This window comes from Clostridium sp. AT4 (assembly GCF_001517625.2).
In the GTDB taxonomy this organism is placed as follows: domain Bacteria; phylum Bacillota; class Clostridia; order Lachnospirales; family Lachnospiraceae; genus Enterocloster.
Genome location: NZ_LN999828.1, coordinates 255,508 through 274,775, shown reverse-complemented (window position 1 = coordinate 274,775; position 19,268 = coordinate 255,508). Strand labels below are relative to the sequence as shown.

The following is a 19,268-nucleotide window of genomic DNA, read 5'->3' as shown; positions in this document are numbered from 1 at the left end:
TTTTGCAAGGAAAAAATTCACTTCTCTATTCATGCAGCTCCAGAGGAAGCCCATCTGGATCTGCAAAAAAAGTCATTTTCTTTCCTGTAAACGCATCCAGCCGGATCGGTTCCACGGAAATTCCCTTTTCCTTCAGCTCTTTCACATCTTTCTCTATATCCTCCGTATAAAAGGCCAGATGGCGCAGTCCGGCTGCCTCCGGTCTGGTCACTCGTTTGGGAGGATTTGATACTCCAAAAATTTCCAGTTCTGTAGTGTCATTGATCCGAAGATCCAGCTTCCAGTCTCCTCTGTCCGGCCGGTAATTCTCCCGTATCACGGAAAATCCCAGCTTATTTACATAAAAATCTCTTGATTTTTCATAATCGGAAACAATGATCGCAATGTGATGTATGGTTGAAAATTTCATATATCTCCTCTCTCCATATAACAAATTCCTATCCAATATTATCTACCATCAGCATATTCAGTTTCTGCCACTGCTGCAGTTCCCTTCTTGTGATCAAAAGGCGCTTTTTAAACTCCTCTGTGTGCTCCTGAGGGTACAGTGTCACCAGACACTTAAAGGCACAGGGCATAAGATCCGCACTGGAAATCCCGCACAGAAGGCCGTCCGTTGAATCGCGCAGCTCTAAGGGGTTAAAAATATAAAGCAGATCCTCCTCTAAAGGATTATAGCGGTTTACAAAGGAAAAACGGATCAGCATATCGCTGTAGATGACCTTTCCGGTATAATACAGCTTGCTGCTGCGTCCGGAAGGATTGACAGCGCTCACCGACAGATCTGCCTCATAACTCCCCGCCTCTTTCGTCTCCCGGATATCAATGATTCCGTCCTTCAGCCGCTTATAACGGCCGTCATAAAAATAGAAATACAGCCGCCTGGCCTGAAAAAACGGGCTGATCCCGCTGTTTGCGGAAGGGAGCCTGGTCTCTTCCTCTTCCTGAACCGGAAGATCCACCAGCTGCCCCGGCTGTACCTCCAGAACTCTGGCAATCTCGGTCAGCGTGACGATATCCAGAGAAACCTCTCCCGTCTCATACTTGCTCACACTGGCCCGGCTCTTATGGATCCTGTCAGCCAGCTGCTGCAGCGTCATCTGTCTGTTTTTTCTGTATCTGCGGATCTGTGCTCCCACGTACAGATTCACCTGCTCCACCCTTTTTTCCTCCCCATCTGTATTTATCCTCCTTTCTCCCGGTAAATAGGGAAATGTTTCATATAAATATACATTTTACGTTTTATCCAACTATATTTCTGCTATTATACCTCTTTTTCCGGTATTTTTCCAGTTATATTCAATTTTTATATTATATTTTCTCATTTAATGAAACTTTTCGGCGGTTGCTTTTTCTCTGCAAACCGATATAATCATACTGTTTGGGTCAAAACAGATTTGGCCCCTTTTACAATCCAACAAGACAACGAGGTATTCAAAACATGGAAGCAAAGAAAAAAAGCAGCTTTACAGGCTCCTTAGGCTTTGTGCTGGCAGCAGCAGGAAGCGCAGTAGGAGTAGGAAATATCTGGCGGTTCCCCTATCTGGCCGCCAAGGACGGAGGCGGACTGTTCCTGATCATCTATCTGGCGCTGGTACTTACCTTCGGCTTTACCCTTCTTGTCACAGATGTGGCCATCGGACGGCGCACCAAGACAAACGCCCTTCACGCCTTTGGGAAAATACAGAAAAAATGGAGCTTTTTAGGTTATCTTACCTTCTGCGTTCCGGCCATTATCATGACCTATTACTCCGTCATCGGCGGATGGATTTTAAAGTATCTGGCTGTCTATCTTACCGGAGCAGGAAAGGCAGCCGCCCAGGACGGATATTTTACAGACTTTATCACCTCACCCGTATCACCTGTGGTTTTCATGCTGATCTTTTTATGTTTTACCGCACTGGTCGTATACCGCGGGGTAGAAAAGGGCATTGAAAAATTTTCCCGGATCGTCATGCCGGGACTGCTCTTAATGATCATCGGGATCGGCCTTTTTTCCCTCACATTAAGCAGTACCGGAGCAGACGGAACAGAGCGGACCGGCCTTCAGGGACTGACAGTCTACATTATGCCGAATCTTGACGGAGTTACTCCTGCCAGATTTTTGGAAATCCTTCTGGATGCCATGAGCCAGCTGTTCTTTTCCTTAAGTGTTTCTATGGGAATCATGATCACCTACGGCTCCTATGTAAAAAAGGATGTAAACCTAAGCAAATCCTTAAGCCAGATCGAGATTTTTGATACAACGGTTGCATTTCTGGCCGGACTTATGATCATCCCTGCGGTCTATGTATTTTTCGGCACAGAAGGAATGGCCTCCGGTCCCAGCCTGATGTTCGTATCCCTTCCCAAGGTATTTGAAGCCATGGGACCCCTGGGCGGAGTCCTTGGAATGATATTTTTCCTTATGGTTGTGTTTGCGGCTCTTACCTCCTCTGTATCCATTCTGGAAACACTGGTTGCAAACTGTATGGAGATTTTCCACTCCACACGAAAAAAAACCAGCCTTGTGATCGCACTGCTCTCTGCGGCAGCCTCCGTGATCATCTGTATGGGCTATAACGTATTCTACTTTGAAATGAAGCTGCCAAACGGAGCATCCGCCCAGCTTCTGGATCTGATGGACTATATCAGCAACAGCTTTCTCATGCCATTCATTTCCCTCCTCACCTGCATCTTTGTAGGCTGGATCATCCGGCCGACGTGGATCTGCGAGGAAATGGAAGCCAGCGGACATACCTTTAAGCGCAAAAAAATGTATGCCTTTATGATCCGGTATGTGACTCCGATCATCATGGCTGTGCTGTTTTTACAGTCTGCCGGCGTGTTTGAAATGATCAAAAAGCTTTTCGTCTGATCTGTTGCTCCGGCAAAAAAAGTCCCTTCCGCTCCGTCGGACCAAAGGTCTGTGACGAAAGCCGGAAGGGACTTTTTAGTGTCTGCCCGATACGTTTTTATACTGCTCCACTGTAAATATTTTCCAGCTGCTCATCGGTAAGCTGTACATGGTAGAACAGATCAAAGAATTCCTTTACCTCTTCATCCACATTGTAATTCAGATACTCCGGATAGATGAGGCCGGACAGCCAGCGGATTCCCACAATACGATTGGGCCCCATAGGACGGTCCATCCAGCTAAAGGGGGCATTGGGCGTTCCGTATACCTGTTGGTTCTGCACTGCCTTTAAAGATGCGTAATCCGGATTGGCCAGAATTGCCTCAGCAGCCGAAGCGCCGCTCGTATCCGCCTTTGGCTCTCCGTTTACCACAATCACATCCGGATCCCAGGCAAGAAGCTGCTCGGCAGAAATCTGCACTCTGGAGCCTTCTCCCATTTCCAGATCTGCCACATTGACTGCATTTACCATATCGATGATCTGTCCGTGAGCAGAGCCGGCCGGAGCGGTCTCCAGGGAATCCTCTCCGTTTCCATAATAAATACGTACCTTTTTGTCCTCAGGAACCTCCATTTTTTCAATATCTGCAAAGGTCTTTTCCGCATAGGAAGCCAGTTTTTCAGCCTGCTCTTCCTCTCCCAGCAGCTCTCCCATAAAACGGTAGGCTTCTGCTGAAGCGGCCAAATCTCCGTCTACAGCCACAACCGGAACTCCCAGGCTCTCTGACAGCTTATCGCAGTCTGATATCATTTTGTCATTGATGGTTCCCACGTTGACTGCAATGGTAGGGCCTGCGGCAATGACCGCCTCATAATTAATGGAATCCCCCATTCCAAAATTAGGAAGGTCATGGTATTCTTTCAGAATAACGCTCTTTTCCAGATCATTCAGCTCATAATTCCATCCAAGAAGCTTATCCGGAGCCAGCGTATACATAAAAATAGCAGTTACCGTACTGGCGGAAAATACCGTCTCAACCTCATCCGGCACCACAACCTTACGGCCTGCCATATCTGTTATCTCCCGCTCTCCCGCCGCCTCAGACGCTTCCTCTGCCTGTGCGCTCTGTGCGGCTGTTTTCGTTTCAGCCTGGCTCTGTGTGCTTTCTTTGGCTGTTTCCGTCTTTGCAGAAGAAGCAGAGCATCCTGTAATACTTCCTGCAGCCAGGGTAAGTGCCATCACTGCCGGTAAAATCTTTTTTCCTCGTCTCATTTTCCCTCTCCTCTTAATTGACATTCTGGTCTTTATGCGTTATATTTTTAAATATCGTACTTTTTTATAAAATATAACGGTATTTTCATACTAGCACGGCAAATTTTTTTTGTCAAGCATCAGGAAAGGCGGAAACGTCCATGTTGAATCATCATCTTGAAGTAAAACAGGAAGCGGTCCAGAGACGGCGCTACTGTTTCCTGAACACCGGACTGCTTATCTTTCTGTTTGCAGCAGTCCTTTTATCCTTCTGGGTGGGCTACTATCCCCTGTCACCCTCTCAGGTCGTAACGGCATTTTTATCCCGGTTCGGCTATGAAGGCGAAATCCTTCCTCAGGCTGTTACCATTTTCTGGAATATTCGTCTGCCCCGGATTCTGTCCGCAGTCTTTATCGGAGCCTCGCTGTCCACAGCGGGCGCAGCCTATCAGGGAATGTTCCGCAATCCTTTAGTCTCCCCCGACATCTTGGGAGTCTCCTCCGGAGCCAGTCTGGGAGCCGCTTTTGCAATCCTTTTCGGCGCCTCTAACTGGCTTATACAGCTTTCCGCCTTTGCAGGCGGCACCGCAGCGGTCGCTGCCTCTTATCTGATCAGCCGCAGATCCGTCCATTCCATAACCCTCAGCCTGGTTCTCACCGGCTCCATGATCATGGCGCTGTGCAACGCAGGCGTAACCATGATCAAATATGTGGCAGATCCCAATGATGTGCTTCAGCAGATCACCTTCTGGCTCATGGGGAGCCTTACAAAAACCGATACCCGCTCCTTTTTATGGAGCCTGATCCCCATGTCTGCGGGACTGGTCATCATCTTTCTTCTGCGCTGGCGCATCAATCTCCTCACTCTGGATGAAGAGGAAGCCAAAAGCCTTGGGATCAATATCCGTCTTTACCGTCTGATCCTCATTGCTGCTTCTACGCTCCTCAGCGCTGCCTCCGTTTGTCTGGGCGGCCTCATCGGCTGGGTCGGACTGATGATCCCCCATATGGCACGGGCTTTGGTCGGAGCCGACTACGGCCGTCTGATTCCTGCCAGCGCCATGCTGGGAGCCACCTATCTGGTTCTCATGGATGATCTGGCCCGTTCCCTTCTTTCCATGGAACTGCCCCTGGGCGTTGTAACTTCTATTATGGGAGCGCCCTTTTTTGTATCTCTTATCATTCAGAAAAAGGAGTAAACGACCATGCTTTTACAACTGCAGAATGTTTCCGGCGGATATGGGAAAGGCGATATTGTAAAAAATGTAAGCTGCGAAGCAGACGAAGGAGACATTCTCTGTCTGGCCGGCCCCAATGGCTGCGGAAAAACCACTCTGTTCCGTCTGATAATGGGGTCAATCCCTCTTTCCGGAGGCCGTATCCTCATAGACGGACAGGATCATTTAAAGCTTTCCCCCAGAGAGCTTGCAAACCGTATCGCCTATATTCCACAGTACCATTCTCCCGTCTTTTCCTATACCGTGCTGGATGTGGTGCTCATGGGCCGTGCCTCCCATTTTTCTGCCTTTGACAGTCCTAAGGCTGTCGATCGTGATGCAGCCTTTGAGGCTCTTTATAAGGTCAATGCCCTGGAGCTTGCCAATAAAAAATACACCTCCCTCAGCGGAGGACAGCGCCAGCTGGCGCTGATCGCCCGTGCGATCTGCCAGTCTGCTAAAATCCTTGTGATGGACGAACCCTCTGCCAGCTTGGATTACGCCAACCAGCAGCTCCTTATGGATGTGATCAAGGATCTTGCTTCCAGGGGCTACTGTATCATTATGTCTACACACAGTCCCGAACATCCCGCCTCTGCCGGTACCAGGGTGCTTATGATGAAGAAAGGCTCTGTGGCCGCTTTCGGCTCTCCCGAAGAGGTAATTACTCCCGAAAATCTTCAGGCCGTTTATGGCATTGAAATGGATGTTGTAACTGTAAAAGACAGGTATGGACATTCCCGAACCATCTGTATGCCCGTAAAAGCACCTGTCGGAAAGGAGCGGACTTCTCTTGAATGATCTGGCCTATTTTATCTCTTTAATGGAAAAGGAGACTGAGCCTTCTCCCAATATCTGGGACCGCCGAGCCCGTTCCTGGGCTCATGAGCGAAAAAACAATCGAAAAACGGATGAGCGTCTGGAAAAAGATTTCCTTTTTCTGGAGAACCATGGGCTTCTGAAAAAAGATTTCTCAGTGGCGGATATCGGCTGCGGACCGGGCCGCTTTGCAGCTGCCTTCGCTTCCAGAGTCCGCTTTGTCACAGCCTTGGACATTTCCGGTGAAATGATCGCTCAGGGAAAAGAATATGCCAAAAGCCTGGGACTTACCAATCTCCAGTTCCATCTTTGTGATTTTGATACTTTGGATTTGAAAAAAGAAGGCTTCAAACGGGCTTTCGATCTGGTATTCGTTTCCTTAACCCCCGCAGTCCGCAGTCACAGCCAGCTTTTAAAGGCCATGGAAATGAGCCGGGGCCGTTGCTGCTGTATTTCCCATCTGTACCGCAAAAACCGGCTCATGGAACAGATTATGAACGAAGTCTTTCCCGAAAAAGCCATGAGGCATGAAAATAGCGGCCGATGGTTTTATGCCGCTTTTAATATGCTGTTTCTTATGGGATACAAACCAGAAACCAGTTATGAACCAAGACACAGTGAAAAACAGATCGTTCCGGATGAGGAATATCTGGATTTCCTTATGGAAAAAATGTTTTTGCCTGACGATCGTACTGCTGCAAACAGAAACGCTGTCATGACCTGGCTAACCGATCATACTGAAACAGATGGCACCATAACGGAAATCACCGACTCCTGCTATGGACGTCTTCTCTGGGAGGTAACAAACCAATGACACACCATGTATTTTTAACCGGTGCAAAACAGGTGGGAAAATCCACCCTTTTGAAAAAAACACTGCGCTCGTTTGACGGACAGATCGGCGGCTTTTTTACTCTGCGTACCTGTGAATATTTAAAAACCGGCTTTTCTGTCCATCTTCTTCCCGCCGCTGTCCTTGCAGATCCGGATGAAACCAACCTTCTCTTTATCTGTGGCACGTCTTCGCCGCTTTCATCAAATGAAACGCCCAGACGGTTTGACCGCCTGGGCTGTAACGCGCTGTCTGATTTTCTTCAAAAGGATCTGATCCTCATGGATGAACTGGGCCCCCATGAAGCAGAAGCAGTCCGGTTTCGTCAGATGATTCTTAAAGTCCTGGACGGTCCTGTTCCCGTTCTTGGTGTTCTTCAGGAGGCCCCCTCTCCCTTTTTGCAGGAAATTGCCCAAAGGCCTGATGTGACCGTCCTGCGGATCACCGAAGAAAACCGGAATGAACCGGAACTTTTAAAACAGCTCGCTTCCCTTCTGCCTACCCTATCCTGTCAGTCATCTGTTTTACCGGCTCGCTTACAATAACTCCCAATATGGTGATCACAATATCCTTTGGCACAAAAGCCACCATAGAGTAGGCAAATACAGCGCCTGTGGTCATGTCTCCTGAAAGAGCTGCCCATTGGAGACCGCCGATCAGTTCCACCGCCACCAGACCGATAAGAGAGAGCAAAATCCTCACCGCCAGATCCGAAATCCGGTTTTTGAGTCCTGGACGGATCCCGCAAAGCACCGCCATAACCGGCCAGGCCCAGATATAACCTCCCGTAAGCCCTATAAGCGACCGGATGCCGCCGCCAAAATTAGCAAACACCGGAAGCCCCGCTGCCCCGATCAGGATATAAACCAGTACCGAACAAAGTCCCAGCTTCCATCCCAGAACCGCCCCTACAAGAGCCACTCCAAATACCTGGATCGTCACCGGAACACCTGCGGGCGTAGGGATTGACAGCTGGGAGATGACTGCCAGAACAGCTGCAAACATTCCCGCCAATACCATTTCTCTTGTCGTAAAAGCAGTGTTATGTCTTATTTTTTTCGATTTTTTTGCAGAAACTGAATCCATTTCCATCCACTCCTTTTTCCGGTTCCGTTTTAGATATTTCATCTGCCTGAAACGAAACCTGTTTTATCTTACAGGAATGGTATATCACAGGATGTCCCGATTGTCAACCAATTGTATTTTATGGTTGACATTGTTTTTAATCATTGCATGGCAGGCCGCTGTGGTAAGAATAATTTCCAAGTTCTGTCAAAAGCCGTTCAAATGCCACCGGACGAAGAACCTTTGACCCCTCTATGATCTCATTGATCATATAGAAGATCGTACTCAGTTTCCCAAGACACCGTCGCAGCAGATCCGGCACAGACGCTCTGGAGGCAATGCTCCTGTCCCAGGGATTGCACCAGATTTCATGACGCAGATTTAAACTCCAAACCGGATCCTCTACCACGTCTGTAACCATTTTGCTGGAAGCAATGGGATTTTTAAGGAACAGCGACTCAAAAAACTCAATCCGGTCCTTTTTCCGGCTGTTGGGATCGGCCAGCGTGCGGCAGCCAAAGCGCATGGCCAGAATCGACCGGTGGATCATTCCTGCTGTTACCTGATAATGATTTTTGCTGCTCAGACGGTAAAACGCATCATTGATACAATCGGAAAGGAATACGGAAATAAACTGTGTTTCCATCCCATTGAGACAGATCGTGGCTGCCTGATTAAACTGGGAGGGCTTTTTCTTTTTATATTTTTTCAGAAGAAGGGCGTCAATATCATTTTCCAGCTTGGCATGAAGGCCATGGTAGTATCCCCCCGGATTCTGTACATCATAGCCGATCCGTCCATAGACATAAGGATGGCAGATGGAATCTCCAATATAATGACAGATAAAACCGCACAGAAAAGCCATTCCCTCTTCCTTCTGCTGCTTGGATTCAATCCTGGAAAGGCGGTCAAAGGCGCAGCGGAAAAAATCATTTACACGATGCTCGTGCATATAGGAGCCTACATTTCTGTGGTCTCTATGGCGCAGGATAGGGAGATTGTAAAAAAACATATCCGGCCCCTGAAGTCCCAGCTGATACAGCCAGCGGTACTTTGTAATGACAAACTTAAGATAGTTGGCAGGAAGGTCATTATATGCCTTCATTCCTAATATATAATGGGTTGTAAATCCCGGCATGAGACACCTCTTTTCTGCCTGTGGGGCAGTAGTTTTTGCTGTTACTCTTATTCTATCACACTCTATTTGGAAATGCGAGGCGGAAATCTGCTCCATTTTCTTCCTGTCATACTTTTCCCCCGCTCTGAATACACAGTATAAAGCCTGTTTAAAACACCCGGAGTCTGTTTTTGGGTATATCTCTTGGAGGTTTTGTTATGAAATGGCTCAAGCTGCTGCACGGGATGGTCTGGGGACCATGGACGCTTCTTATCTTTCTGGGAACAGGATTATTTCTCACGGTAAAATGCCGTTTTTTTCAGTTCCGGGGATTTTCCTTCTGGTGGGATGCCACCGCCGGAAGCATCATCCGGGGTAAAAAAAACAACGCGACAAACGAAAGGACGCCAGATGAAGGTTCCCCGGAAACCATCAGCCAGTTCCAGTCTGTATGCACGGCCCTGGCTGCTACCGTTGGAACAGGAAATATTGCCGGTGTTGCTACTGCACTTACTGCCGGAGGCCCCGGCGCCCTGTTCTGGATGTGGGTTTCTGCTTTTATCGGTATGATCACGGCCTATGGGGAAACCTGTCTGGGGATCCGCTTCCGGCTCCGCGAACCGGACGGCCGCTTCCTGTGCGGCCCCTTCCTCTATATGGAGCACGGGCTTAATGTCCCTTTTATGGCCGTTCTCTACAGCATACTCTGCGTTATGTGCGCCCTTGGCATGGGGAGCATGGTCCAGGCGAACTCTGCTGTTACTGCCCTGTCCTTTACCTTTAACCTTCCTCTCTGGCTCCCGGCTGTGTGCTTCACGCTCCTTACAGGAGCCGTCATCCGGGGAGGGATCCGGAGCATCGGAAGGACAGCAGAGCGTCTCGTCCCGGCAGCCGCTGCAATCTATGTCCTCTTTTCCCTCACCGTGATCCTTTCCTCTCTTCCTGTCCTTCCCGGCGTATTAAAGGATATTTTCGACTCTGCTTTTCATATACGGGCTGCCGCAGGAGGAGCAGGAGGCTTTCTCATCAGCCGCAGCGTGCGGTACGGTATTGCCAGAGGGGTATTTTCCAACGAGGCCGGCCTTGGAACTCTGGCCGTGCTCCACGGCCCCGCCGAACACACAACGCCTGAAAAACAGGGGATGTGGGCCATGTTTGAGGTGTTTTTCGACACCGTGATCCTCTGCACGCTCACTGCCCTTGTCATCCTCTGTATGGCAGAAGCTGCGTCACCAGGGCTGGCTTCTCTTCCCTATGAAGGCTCTGCCCTGGCCGCCTGGGCCTTTAAGTGCCGTCTGGGAAATCTGGGAGAAGCCTTTATCAGCGCTTCCATGGCAGTATTTGCCTTTGCTACTGTGATCGCATGGTTTTACCTTGGAAAGCAGGCGCTCACCTATCTTACGATCCGCTGCTCCCTTCCTGCCCTCTTTTCCCGTTTTCTCTATCCTCTGTGCTTTTTATCTGCAATTTTAGCCGGAGGGATCATACAGTCTGAAGCAGTCTGGCTTTTTTCCGACCTCTGGAACGGCCTGATGGCCTTTCCCAATCTGACTGCCCTTCTGTTTTTATCCAGGGAAATCTCTCTCCCCAAAACCTGGAAAAAGATGCACTCAGGATCCAGGCTTCGGTATAACAGAAAAAGCGCATCACCGGATGATGATACGCTCTTTCTGGAAAAAAGTATTATTAAAAGGGAGGAGAGCTGATAATCACTTATCAGCTCGAGTATTATGAAAAAAATCTTGTAAGCATATTGGGGATAGATGAATGTTTCTCTCTCATCTATGATTAAAGTATACCCATGAAAGATGAAGAAAAAATGTTCATTGTGTAAAACCTTTTTGAATGAATTATGAACAGAATGTGAATATCCCTATTCGCCTACTCAATTACCTGATCTCCGTCCTTTGTACAGAAATAGGTCTTTACGCCCAAACGGACCATCCAGTTACGGGTTTCCTGGGTTTTCCACGGTCCGGTTCCTGTTCCGCCGCCGTTGTCATTATCCCAAAGCCACTGAGGTGTGGGCCACAGGCATACGGATGGACGGAGCGCCTTGTAAACTTCGTAATCAACCCCGTTCTGACCGTGGTGAGCCATCTGTACCATGGTACAGTTTAATGCCCCCAGATCTACATTGGCCATCAGGTTTTCACCGCCGGATCTGGCCATATCTCCTAAAAATACGACATTCGTACCATTTAAGGATACAAGGTAGGCCACGCTGCTGTTATTGACAAAGTCATTATTTGCCGCATATGCCTGGTTTAATACCTGGATTTTGGCAGGGCCTGCCTCGATCACCTGTCCGGCCACAATATTTCCGTGAAGAACAGAGGGATCTACCTTCTGAAAGGCTCCCTTTAAGTGGGATACCATGGCAGCCACCGCCGGCTCCTTCTCGGCATACCAGCTATCCTCTAAAAAGGAATAATAAATGCCGTCAATGGTAATCTCACTGCTATGGTTATAAAGAATATCTGCCAGCGCTCCCACATGATCGGAATCCGGATGGGTAAGCAGCCATGCTGCTACATGACCGCCTCTCTGCTTGATCTGCTCCAGTACATAGGCGCTGTTTTCCTGCCATCCTCCGTCTACCACGATCAGTCCGCCGGCTCCATTTTCGATAATTACGGCCAGCTGCTGGGCTCTTGTGTCATGGTTTGCCAGCATGATCATGCGTCCGGCTCCAAAATAGGAGGATGCGTCTGTCACCGGCGTATTTACCGTTCCAAAAGCTGCCGTAGTTACCGGGGCGCTCTGTAATGCAGAAGCGTTTCCTTCCTGGGTCTGTGTATTGCTGATCACAATCTTGGAAGGAGAATTGAGGCTCTGGGCCGCAAAGCTGGTAAAACCTCCCTCTCCCGCCGTCATAAGCATAAGAGCAGCCATCATGCCGGCCGCGCAGCGTTTCCAATATCGGTCGATCCTTCTCATGGCGTCTGCCTCCTTATTTCTTCACAGGCTCAAGAGCTCTTACATCTCCCGCCTTTAGGGTGTCATTGATAATATACTCGGATACCTCTCCCTCTTTATCATAAGGGAATACCTGAACCAGCACATCATGCTCATCAAAAAAGCTGCCGTAGTCGGTGGTGTAGCCTTCTTCGTTTGTCTCAGGCTCCGTGTAATAGAAATTCTGGGTATGTACACAAGTGCCGATGGTAGCCAGGACATCCTGCGCATAAGCGACTGCGGCCTCCGGCGTTGTCTGGTGCGTTACAGGCAGCAGTACCGTCAGAACGCCTGTTTCTTCATTATAGCGTGCATCCAGATCCATCACATAATCAGCAAACGCACCATATGGCTCCAGATACTGATCCCGCAGCTCCTCCCGCACTTCCAGCCAGTCGATTTTAATATTTTTATCGATCTCTGTATCAGGCTGTCCGTCATCGGCTCTTGTACCTCCCTCAGGAGACACGATATTACTCTTGGTACATCCGCTTAAAAGTGAAACAGCCGCTAAAAGGACCAGAGACATTTTCTTCCAGTTAAACATTTCAAAAACCTCCTTTGTTCATAACGTTACTATTATAACGGACAAACTGAAAATTTAACAGATCTTTTTTCTTACAAAATTGTTACACATTCGAAAAAGGATTCTGTATACACATACAGTTTTTTTGAAAAACTTCTTGATTTTTCCAAAATGCGGTGGTATTATGTTCAATATGTTTTATATTACTTAATTTTTGAACAAAAAACGATACAAGCCTGTATCATCAAAGGAGGTTATCATTTTGAAGCACCTTACAAAAAGGCTGGACTGGCTTACCACCCTTGTTCCTTTTCTGTGCATCCTTTTTTTGTGTATTCTTTTTATTGCCTTTCCTGAAGACTCCTCTTCTGTGCTGGGATCCATCCGCTTCTTTCTCGGAGACCAGTTTGGAAGCTTTTATCTTTTAATGGGGCTGGGAGCGCTTTTCTGTTCTCTCTATGCTGCATTTTCCCGTTTTGGCTCCATCCGACTAGGCGGCAAATCCCCCCGGTATTCCAATCTCCAGTGGGGCTCCATGATGTTTACTGCCGGCCTGGCAGCCGATATCCTGTTTTATTCCCTCTGCGAGTGGATGCTCTATGCGGGAGAACCTCATATCTCTGATATGGGTTCTGTGCAGGACTGGGCCTCTGTTTACCCGCTGTTTCACTGGGGACCGATCCCGTGGAGTTTTTATATCATTTTAGCTGTTGCCTTTGGCTTTATGCTCCATGTCCGGAAACGGAACCGTCAGAAATACTCCGAAGCCTGCCGTCCTGTTTTGGGAAAGCGAGTAGATGGAGCTTTGGGACGCATCATTGACCTCACTGCCGTATTTGCCCTGTTAGCCGGAACAGCTACCACTTTTTCTCTGGCAACGCCCCTTTTATCCATGGCTTTAAGCCGTGTAACGGGGATTCCGGAAACGCCGGCCTTTACGATTGCGATCCTGATCGCCATCTGCATTGTATATACAATGGCCGTGTACTTTGGCATGAAAGGGGTGGCCCGCCTGGCTTCTTCCTGTGTGGGACTTTTTTTCGTCCTCTTAGCCTATTTTTTCTTTGGCGGCGGGGAAATGCGCTATATCGTAGAAACAGGTCTTACCTCTTTGGGAAACCTGAGCCAGAATTTCATCCCTCTGGCAACCTGGACCGACGCTCTGCGCACCTCCTCCTTTCCACAGAACTGGACTATTTTTTACTGGGCCTACTGGATGGTGTGGTGCGTGGCGACTCCGTTTTTTATCGGCAGCATCAGCCAGGGACGCACCATACGGCAGACCGTTTTGGGTGGATATTTCTTCGGACTGTCCGGCACCTTTACTTCTTTTATCATTCTTGGAAATTACGGGCTGTCCCTTCAGATGCATGGAAGGCTGGATCTGATGGCAATTTATGTTCAATCCCAGAACCTCTATGAAGCAATTATGGCAGTTTTTGAAACCATGCCTTTCGCCAAAGCAGGCCTTCTTCTCCTGGCCCTTACCATGATCGCTTTTTACGCTACCAGCTTTGATGCCTTAACTATGGTCGCTTCCTCCTACTCCTACCATTCTCTGGATGAGAAACAGGAACCGGACCGCTTCATCAAGCTTTTCTGGGCTGTAACGCTGATGCTTCTTCCCATTGCTCTGATCTTTTCAGAAAACTCCATGAACAACCTGCAGACCGTATCCATCATTGCAGCCTTTCCCATCAGCTTTATCATTCTTCTTATTATATGGAGTTTCTTTAAAGATGCGGGATCCTATCTGAATGAAACAAAAAAATAAGCAACAAAAAAGAGCAGGAAAAACTGACATATCACCTGCTCTTTCTTTTATTTTATGTGCCGCTAGGCGCACCACCACACAAAAACAGGAGGCCTGGTCACACAGCCTCCTGTCATTCTGTCTTGTGCATGAAATGCTACACTTCCTTACTTATCCGTTAGTATTTTGCCATAAAATAGTATGTATCCTGTTTTCTGCCGCATTCTCGTCGCTTCCCTTAAAGCAGAATGTGAGAAAACCACACATATTTAATCTCTTCATTTCATCGTAATGTTTCATATTTGCTGTCGTACTTTCATTGGTTACAAAGATGTCGCAGTCAAACTGATTCGCTGTCTGAATCAGATAAGAAATCGGAATCGGATTAAATCCTCCTTTCCTTATGTCCATACGCCGTGTTACCATAGACTCACCTCAATTCACAAGAAACAAAACGTGCAGGTTACCTTCCTCCTTTAACTTAAAATATATTCCTCTTATAAAACATAATAGCATCTTTTCACAACAAAATCAATGACGTCATTTATATTTTTATGCAGTCTTAATAACTTTCATTCTTTTTTCTCTGTTTACACAAAAGAATCCCACAAGCGGGATTCTCCGCCTGCGGCGGGCCGCATCAGCGGCATAATCCCACTCCGCCGCAGTGCGGTTCCCAAAGGGATTTTTTAATTATTAACTGTATTTATGAAACGCTCACAGCTGCGCCGGCTACAGCCCATCTGTAATTCTGGATTGCCTGCTGAAGTTCCAGACCTGCACAGTGGTATCCTGATTCTGCGGTCAGCCATGCAAGTTCCTGCTGAAGGTATTGGATCTGGCTTAAACTTCCGTTCTGCTTCTGGATCTGAGCCGCATCCCAGACCATTTTTCCGCTTTCATAAGCGGTTTTTGCAGCATCATAGGCAGCGCGTTTTTCCAGGATCTGATCGTACAGCGCCTGAATATCGGAACGGACTGTATTTTCTGAATACTCTACATTTCTTAAACGGTTTTCAGTCTGTGTAGTCGTCTTTGTAGTGCGAGCCTGAAAATCGGTCATACCGCCTCCGGTAGAGCTTCTTAAGCTGATCAGGTTATAGTTGTTATTTACTGCCTTTTCCTTATCTGCATTTACGTCAATGGCGTCAATGGCCGCCAGATCTGCAGAGGGGATTGCTCCAAAGGTAACGCCGGAGGCAGGGTCATATCCTGTAAAGCTGCAGAGAAGCTTATAGATCTGCTCCATTCCCGCATCCAGACTGGCCAGCTGGGACTGCGCAGAGGAAAGAGAAGCCGCTGCGGATAAAACATCGCTGTCCACCGCCATCCCCTGAGACTGCATGGTATCCTGAAGCGCTCTGGCTGTCCGGGCCAGTTCCACTCCCTTTGCAGCCATGGCACGCTGGGAGACCAGCTGCTCATACTGATTCATCATGGACTGGACATTCATGATCAGGGAATTGGCCTGGCGGTCTACCTGACGTTCCGTAGATGAGGTCTTTTTTAAGGACTGACCCATCATGGATGCCGCATTTCTCATCTGTCTGGCAGACTGGCGCAGCGCCTTGGCGGTTGCCGCAGAGATCGCCTGATCCATACCAGTCTGTTCCTCTGCCATATCCTCTGCCACATCGGCCTGGGACAGAAGGTCATTTGCCATAATACGCTCATTTACAGCAATATCAGCCTGATCCTCTACCATTCCCTTTGCCATATCATAGGCGCTTTTCATCGGTCCGTAATAATTTTTTACACGTCCCTCAATCTCACCGTAATCCAGATGTCCGTCTGAGAGAAGCTGCTGCTCCTGTTCATAGGCCACATTTGGATCTGTCTGATCTGCCAGCACAGTAAAGGGCACAGATGCTGCCAGAACCACGCTTAAGGACGCTGCTGCCGTTCGTTTTAAAAATGTGGTTTTCATTTCATCGTCTCCTTTTCATCCTGCTTAATTGGAGGTGGTAAGGCCCTTCACATTCCAGTCATAGCCTTCTAATGCCACTAACAGCTGAAGCTTTTTCGTATTTACATCGCTTTCCGCTGTCATTACAGCATTCAGCGTGGTCTGATACTCAAGATTTGTAATCTGTCCTGCTGTCAGACTGGCAGAAGCCTTGTTTAATTTGGATTGCTCAGCAGCAAGCTGAGACTGAGCGGCATTCAGGGCATCTCTTGCCGTAAGTACAGTATTATACTGCGTTTTTAAGGATCGCACAGCCGTATCCTTTGCATTCTGAATGGAAGCCTGATTGGATTCGATCAGATCCTGGCTGGAAAGATTTCCTGCCTTTTTTTCGTAATATCTTACATCATAGTTATTGGCAAGCGCTGCCTCGGCATCCCCATCCGGGTTTAAGGTATCAATACGGGACATATCCGGCTCCGGTACTGCAAGGATCTCCGGCTGGGCGTCTGCGTCCCATCCGAGCATCAGACAGAGATTTCTGTGGACATTTTCCTTATTCTTCTGGGCAGCAAGGATGGCTGTATCCTGATCCTGGACGCTTTTCTGAGCAGTAAGCACATCTATCTGGGTCGCCATGCCTGCGGCAGCCTGAGCCCTGGTAAATTCATACTGACTCTGAAGAAGAGCCTTTGTATTTTCCAGATTCTTTATATTGTCTTCTGCCTGCTGTAAGGATACCATCATCTGCTGGGCCTGATATACCAGAGCAGCCTCCTGCTGGTCATACTGGATCTTTTCCATATCTGCATCCTGGTAATTGTTGTCTGCCTGCTTGGTGAGAAGGCCTGCGGAAAACCGCATGGACGCCCAGGTAACATCATCCTCAGCCGCATCTGCCTGATCCCAGATATCATCGATATCGTTCATATACTGCTCATATACGTCATTTAAGTCCTTTCCCTTCTGATCCTTATAGGCAGAACGGTTGCTGCGGACTGTAGGGTTATACTCATGGATCAGATCCTTCAGCTCCCCATACTCCATCACGTTATCCCTGAGAGAAGCCCATTTTTCCTCCGTGTAGGCAAATTCAGGGCTCATATCCTTATTATAATTGGGGGCCGGTGCCTCCGGAGCTTGATAGGTATTGTCATCCGGACGGTTAGATGCCGCCAGGATGTTCATGGGAAATGACATAGTCAAAATAGCAGCTGTGATCGCGGCCATATGACGGCCGGCTGTCTTTCTTTTCTGATTTTTCATGATTCATTCTCCTCTAATACGATTTTATATCCGTTTCATCCTATTTTGCCGCCTGCAGACTGCAGACGCCTTTTTCCAAAATCCTCATCTCTGTTTCGGTTGCCTGTAAAATAGATTCCTTTTCCTGCGGCTTCTGGCAGTAAAGGCTCATCGCCCGAATACATACCATAGCGGCTACATCCGCCCCGTAAATAAGAGCCTCCAGGCTCATAGGATAATGCTCTCGATCCATGTGTTCATAAATATCTTTGATAAAACCCTCATAAGGGTCATCCTTTAATGTAAATCCTCTGAAGCCAAAGATCTGATTTTGATTGGAAACGCTCAGATCCGACAGGAGATTTTTATGGATCTTGTAAAAGATATGGTCATTTCCCTTATCCATCCACTCCCGCACCATCTGTAAACAGACCGCAAAAGGACTCCCCATTTCTTTCAGGAGCAGCATCACCCGTTCTCTGAAATGCTCCCGCATTCCCCGGAGCATATAACGCATCAGATCATCCTTATCTTCAAAATATGTATAAAAGCTTCCCCGGGAAATATCCGCCTCCTTTATGATCTGATTGATCGAAGCCGCCGAATAGGGCACACGGGAAAATTCGTGGGCCGCCGCTTCTAAAATCAGCCGTCTTTTTTCTTCCTTTAATTTAAAAAACCGCTGGGTTGGCATAGAAATCAAGGCCTCCTTGAGTCAATGGTAAACATGACATATTGTCACTTTTCAAATTATAAACACTTACAGGTCGGAAAGTCAATGACCCAATTATAAAATTTCTCCAAACATTTTGTATACAGGATCTGAAAAAGGCACAAAATGTAAAATAAGCTTGACTTTTGATGTAACGTTTCCTATACTTATTTTGTACAGTTCGCTTTACATTTTACTCGATCCGTAAAAGGGGAACCATTGATGAAAGGTGCTGTCAGTAAAAAGAAGGGTGGAATCGGTCACAGATGAAAAACAGGATTCAGGAACTGCGCCGGGCCGGACGGATCCGACAGGAGGATCTGGCAGAAGCAGTCGGCGTTACCCGTCAGACGATCATTTCTTTGGAAAACGGAAGATACAACGCTTCTCTGGGACTGGCGCACAAAATTGCCCGGTATTTCGGACGGACCATCGAAGAAATTTTTATTTTTGAAGAGGAGGACGACATATGAGAGAATCTATGAAAAACAACGGTCAGACCCGTTTGGTACGCAGATGCAGGCTTCGGATCTTTCTTGGATCGGCTGCTTTGATTTTAGGTGCGGCCGCTCTCACAGCGGCTCTGGCTTCTTCGGCCGGAGCGTCTCCCATTCTCTATCTGGAACCGGAAAGCCGCAGCTTCATGACAAGCTTCTATTACGGCACCGGCCTGGGGCTGATCATTGCCGGAGTTTTATTGATTTTAAGAAACCGTTCCTATCTGAAGGATCCTGAGCGCAGAAGGCAGCAGGAAATCCGGGAGTTTGACGAACGCAGCCAAGCCATCGGTACTAAAAGCTGGGCCTATGCGGGATACTCCCTGTTTATCCTTCTGTATGTGATGATCCTCCTGTCCGGCTTTGTAAGCGTCCTGATGGTAAAGCTTCTGCTCTGCATCATGGCAGCCTTTGCCGGTCTCCTTATCATCTGGAGAATGATCCTTTCACGAAGGATGTAGCTGTAGACCGGGCGTCCTGCTCACTGGCCCGTACGGCAAAATACCCTGAAGGGCTGAACGGCTTTCAGGGTA

Annotated in this window: 20 protein-coding genes; 9 read left to right on the top strand and 11 right to left on the bottom strand. The window is 48.0% G+C overall.

The window, feature by feature from the left end:
- Positions 1-25 precede the first annotated feature (25 nt).
- The gene (locus tag BN3656_RS07510) at positions 26-409 is read right to left on the bottom strand and encodes a VOC family protein (protein ID WP_066546023.1); all 384 of its coding nucleotides are present in this window, start codon (positions 407-409) and stop codon (positions 26-28) included.
- A gap of 28 nt (positions 410-437) precedes the next feature.
- Entirely contained in the window at positions 438-1,160 is a 723-nt protein-coding gene (locus BN3656_RS07505) for a helix-turn-helix transcriptional regulator (RefSeq protein ID WP_066546021.1), read from the bottom strand.
- A 281-nt stretch (positions 1,161-1,441) separates the two neighbouring features.
- Between BN3656_RS07505 and BN3656_RS07500 the strand changes: the two genes are divergently transcribed.
- Complete coding sequence (locus BN3656_RS07500; protein WP_066546018.1) at positions 1,442-2,857, top strand: sodium-dependent transporter; 1,416 nt, start codon at positions 1,442-1,444, stop codon at positions 2,855-2,857.
- 97 nt (positions 2,858-2,954) lie between these two features.
- Here the strand turns inward: BN3656_RS07500 and BN3656_RS07495 are convergent, their stop codons facing one another.
- A complete protein-coding gene (locus BN3656_RS07495; protein WP_066546016.1) occupies positions 2,955-4,109 on the bottom strand; it encodes an ABC transporter substrate-binding protein in 1,155 nt (384 codons plus the stop codon).
- 140 nt (positions 4,110-4,249) lie between these two features.
- Here BN3656_RS07495 and BN3656_RS07490 point away from each other — a divergent pair, with 140 nt between their 5' ends.
- Genes BN3656_RS07490 through BN3656_RS07475 form a run of 4 tightly spaced genes read left to right on the top strand, consistent with a single transcriptional unit; the run spans position 4,250 to position 7,501 of the window.
- A complete protein-coding gene (locus tag BN3656_RS07490; RefSeq protein WP_066546009.1) occupies positions 4,250-5,287 on the top strand; it encodes an iron ABC transporter permease in 1,038 nt (345 codons plus the stop codon).
- 6 nt (positions 5,288-5,293) lie between these two features.
- Positions 5,294-6,106 (top strand): ABC transporter ATP-binding protein, encoded by an 813-nt coding sequence (locus tag BN3656_RS07485; protein ID WP_066546007.1) that lies wholly within the window; start codon positions 5,294-5,296, stop codon positions 6,104-6,106.
- On the top strand, positions 6,099-6,938 hold the full coding sequence (locus BN3656_RS07480) for a class I SAM-dependent methyltransferase (RefSeq protein WP_242962967.1): 840 nt from the start codon (positions 6,099-6,101) through the stop codon (positions 6,936-6,938). Before BN3656_RS07485 ends, BN3656_RS07480 begins: the two co-directional genes overlap by 8 nt.
- Positions 6,935-7,501 carry a nucleoside-triphosphatase gene (locus BN3656_RS07475; RefSeq protein ID WP_066546005.1) on the top strand — a complete coding sequence of 189 codons (567 nt, stop codon included), beginning with the start codon at positions 6,935-6,937 and terminating at the stop codon, positions 7,499-7,501. The genes BN3656_RS07480 and BN3656_RS07475 overlap by 4 nt, the downstream gene beginning before the upstream one ends.
- Here the strand turns inward: BN3656_RS07475 and BN3656_RS07470 are convergent.
- Both BN3656_RS07470 and BN3656_RS07465 read right to left on the bottom strand, forming a co-directional pair.
- Positions 7,455-8,042: a biotin transporter BioY gene (locus BN3656_RS07470; RefSeq protein ID WP_066546003.1), complete on the bottom strand. Its 588-nt coding sequence runs from the start codon at positions 8,040-8,042 to the stop codon at positions 7,455-7,457. The genes BN3656_RS07475 and BN3656_RS07470 overlap by 47 nt on opposite strands.
- Before the next feature lie 136 nt (positions 8,043-8,178).
- Positions 8,179-9,159: a zinc dependent phospholipase C family protein gene (locus BN3656_RS07465; protein WP_066546002.1), complete on the bottom strand. Its 981-nt coding sequence runs from the start codon at positions 9,157-9,159 to the stop codon at positions 8,179-8,181.
- A 197-nt stretch (positions 9,160-9,356) separates the two neighbouring features.
- Here BN3656_RS07465 and BN3656_RS07460 point away from each other — a divergent pair, with 197 nt between their 5' ends.
- The gene (locus tag BN3656_RS07460) at positions 9,357-10,844 is read left to right on the top strand and encodes an amino acid carrier protein (protein WP_081422892.1); all 1,488 of its coding nucleotides are present in this window, start codon (positions 9,357-9,359) and stop codon (positions 10,842-10,844) included.
- Between the two features lie 175 nt (positions 10,845-11,019).
- Here the strand turns inward: BN3656_RS07460 and BN3656_RS07455 are convergent, their stop codons facing one another.
- Together BN3656_RS07455 and BN3656_RS07450 are read right to left on the bottom strand one after the other, a co-directional pair.
- A complete protein-coding gene (locus BN3656_RS07455; RefSeq protein ID WP_066546000.1) occupies positions 11,020-12,078 on the bottom strand; it encodes an MBL fold metallo-hydrolase in 1,059 nt (352 codons plus the stop codon).
- A 13-nt stretch (positions 12,079-12,091) separates the two neighbouring features.
- Complete coding sequence (locus BN3656_RS07450; protein ID WP_066545998.1) at positions 12,092-12,643, bottom strand: hypothetical protein; 552 nt, start codon at positions 12,641-12,643, stop codon at positions 12,092-12,094.
- 241 nt (positions 12,644-12,884) lie between these two features.
- Between BN3656_RS07450 and BN3656_RS07445 the strand changes: the two genes are divergently transcribed.
- Positions 12,885-14,396 carry a BCCT family transporter gene (locus BN3656_RS07445; RefSeq protein ID WP_242962966.1) on the top strand — a complete coding sequence of 504 codons (1,512 nt, stop codon included), beginning with the start codon at positions 12,885-12,887 and terminating at the stop codon, positions 14,394-14,396.
- 150 nt (positions 14,397-14,546) lie between these two features.
- Here the strand turns inward: BN3656_RS07445 and BN3656_RS07440 are convergent, their stop codons facing one another.
- The 4 genes from BN3656_RS07440 to BN3656_RS07425 all read right to left on the bottom strand — a co-directional run bounded on the left by BN3656_RS07440 (position 14,547) and on the right by BN3656_RS07425 (position 18,220).
- Entirely contained in the window at positions 14,547-14,786 is a 240-nt protein-coding gene (locus tag BN3656_RS07440; RefSeq protein WP_242962965.1) for an HPr family phosphocarrier protein, read from the bottom strand.
- A 295-nt stretch (positions 14,787-15,081) separates the two neighbouring features.
- Complete coding sequence (locus BN3656_RS07435) at positions 15,082-16,302, bottom strand: TolC family protein (RefSeq protein ID WP_066545991.1); 1,221 nt, start codon at positions 16,300-16,302, stop codon at positions 15,082-15,084.
- 24 nt (positions 16,303-16,326) lie between these two features.
- Positions 16,327-17,547 carry a TolC family protein gene (locus BN3656_RS07430; RefSeq protein ID WP_066545988.1) on the bottom strand — a complete coding sequence of 407 codons (1,221 nt, stop codon included), beginning with the start codon at positions 17,545-17,547 and terminating at the stop codon, positions 16,327-16,329.
- A gap of 40 nt (positions 17,548-17,587) precedes the next feature.
- A complete protein-coding gene (locus BN3656_RS07425) occupies positions 17,588-18,220 on the bottom strand; it encodes a TetR/AcrR family transcriptional regulator (RefSeq protein WP_066545985.1) in 633 nt (210 codons plus the stop codon).
- A 284-nt stretch (positions 18,221-18,504) separates the two neighbouring features.
- On the opposite strand from BN3656_RS07425, the gene BN3656_RS07420 reads away from it, so the two are divergent.
- Together BN3656_RS07420 and BN3656_RS07415 are read left to right on the top strand one after the other, a co-directional pair.
- Complete coding sequence (locus tag BN3656_RS07420; RefSeq protein ID WP_066545983.1) at positions 18,505-18,711, top strand: helix-turn-helix transcriptional regulator; 207 nt, start codon at positions 18,505-18,507, stop codon at positions 18,709-18,711.
- Positions 18,708-19,196 carry a hypothetical protein gene (locus tag BN3656_RS07415; RefSeq protein WP_066545980.1) on the top strand — a complete coding sequence of 163 codons (489 nt, stop codon included), beginning with the start codon at positions 18,708-18,710 and terminating at the stop codon, positions 19,194-19,196. The genes BN3656_RS07420 and BN3656_RS07415 overlap by 4 nt, the downstream gene beginning before the upstream one ends.
- The last annotated feature ends 72 nt before the right edge of the window (positions 19,197-19,268 follow it).

Bases quoted from the DNA above. Each gene is read 5' to 3' on its own strand.
- BN3656_RS07510 (WP_066546023.1), bottom strand. From the start codon at position 409: ATGAAATTTTCAACCATACATCACATTGCGATCATTGTTTCCGATTAT.
- BN3656_RS07500 (WP_066546018.1), top strand. From the start codon at position 1,442: ATGGAAGCAAAGAAAAAAAGCAGCTTTACAGGCTCCTTAGGCTTTGTG.
- BN3656_RS07495 (WP_066546016.1), bottom strand. From the start codon at position 4,109: ATGAGACGAGGAAAAAAGATTTTACCGGCAGTGATGGCACTTACCCTG.
- BN3656_RS07490 (WP_066546009.1), top strand. From the start codon at position 4,250: ATGTTGAATCATCATCTTGAAGTAAAACAGGAAGCGGTCCAGAGACGG.
- BN3656_RS07485 (WP_066546007.1), top strand. From the start codon at position 5,294: ATGCTTTTACAACTGCAGAATGTTTCCGGCGGATATGGGAAAGGCGAT.
- BN3656_RS07475 (WP_066546005.1), top strand. From the start codon at position 6,935: ATGACACACCATGTATTTTTAACCGGTGCAAAACAGGTGGGAAAATCC.
- BN3656_RS07470 (WP_066546003.1), bottom strand. From the start codon at position 8,042: ATGGATTCAGTTTCTGCAAAAAAATCGAAAAAAATAAGACATAACACT.
- BN3656_RS07465 (WP_066546002.1), bottom strand. From the start codon at position 9,159: ATGCCGGGATTTACAACCCATTATATATTAGGAATGAAGGCATATAAT.
- BN3656_RS07460 (WP_081422892.1), top strand. From the start codon at position 9,357: ATGAAATGGCTCAAGCTGCTGCACGGGATGGTCTGGGGACCATGGACG.
- BN3656_RS07455 (WP_066546000.1), bottom strand. From the start codon at position 12,078: ATGAGAAGGATCGACCGATATTGGAAACGCTGCGCGGCCGGCATGATG.
- BN3656_RS07450 (WP_066545998.1), bottom strand. From the start codon at position 12,643: ATGTTTAACTGGAAGAAAATGTCTCTGGTCCTTTTAGCGGCTGTTTCA.
- BN3656_RS07440 (WP_242962965.1), bottom strand. From the start codon at position 14,786: ATGGACATAAGGAAAGGAGGATTTAATCCGATTCCGATTTCTTATCTG.
- BN3656_RS07435 (WP_066545991.1), bottom strand. From the start codon at position 16,302: ATGAAAACCACATTTTTAAAACGAACGGCAGCAGCGTCCTTAAGCGTG.
- BN3656_RS07430 (WP_066545988.1), bottom strand. From the start codon at position 17,547: ATGAAAAATCAGAAAAGAAAGACAGCCGGCCGTCATATGGCCGCGATC.
- BN3656_RS07425 (WP_066545985.1), bottom strand. From the start codon at position 18,220: ATGCCAACCCAGCGGTTTTTTAAATTAAAGGAAGAAAAAAGACGGCTG.
- BN3656_RS07420 (WP_066545983.1), top strand. From the start codon at position 18,505: ATGAAAAACAGGATTCAGGAACTGCGCCGGGCCGGACGGATCCGACAG.
- BN3656_RS07415 (WP_066545980.1), top strand. From the start codon at position 18,708: ATGAGAGAATCTATGAAAAACAACGGTCAGACCCGTTTGGTACGCAGA.